Annotated in this window: 2 tRNA genes and 1 rRNA gene; all 3 read left to right on the top strand. The window is 46.1% G+C overall.

Annotated features, from left to right (window positions below):
* A 16S ribosomal RNA gene (locus CSZ94_RS27420) occupies positions 1-107 on the top strand; the annotation flags it as partial.
* Positions 108-207: 100 nt separating this feature from the next.
* Positions 208-284, top strand: a tRNA-Ile gene (locus CSZ94_RS27415).
* A gap of 11 nt (positions 285-295) precedes the next feature.
* Positions 296-371, top strand: a tRNA-Ala gene (locus CSZ94_RS27410).
* The last annotated feature ends 241 nt before the right edge of the window (positions 372-612 follow it).

Below are 612 nucleotides of genomic sequence, written 5' to 3'. Positions count from 1 at the left end.
TAGGTAGCTTAACCGCAAGGAGGGCGCTTACCACGGTAGGATTCGTGACTGGGGTGAAGTCGTAACAAGGTAGCCGTATCGGAAGGTGCGGCTGGATCACCTCCTTTCTAGAGTTTGCACGAATCAGGTAACTGATTCACGCATCAAATGTTCACACTTATCGGCTGTTTAATTAAGAAGAAACAGTAGTCGTAGTAGTTCCGCGTTGGGGCTGTAGCTCAGCTGGTTAGAGCACCGTGTTGATAACGCGGGGGTCGTTGGTTCGAGTCCAACCAGCCCTACCAGTCATTACCCAGGGGGATTAGCTCAGCTGGGAGAGCACCTGCTTTGCAAGCAGGGGGTCGTCGGTTCGATCCCGTCATCCTCCACCAAGTTTTACTCGAAAGTGCAAACGTAAGCCGCTAGGTTTAGGTTTGATCTTTTAGCGATCAAAGCTGTTTCGTTCTTTAACAATCTGGAAGAAGTAAAGATTATTTATTGATTGATTTGCCGTAAAAAGCAAATCGATGGGTAATGATTGTATGTATCAACAAACAAGCAACAACGTTGTACTTTCTTATTCCTGTAACGCTCTTTCATTATGCAAATGATGAGAGGCTAACGTTATAGGGA

The organism is Janthinobacterium sp. ROICE36 (genome assembly GCF_002869965.1).
Lineage (GTDB): Bacteria > Pseudomonadota > Gammaproteobacteria > Burkholderiales > Burkholderiaceae_D > Janthinobacterium.
This window is presented reverse-complemented; position numbering and strand designations above follow the sequence as displayed.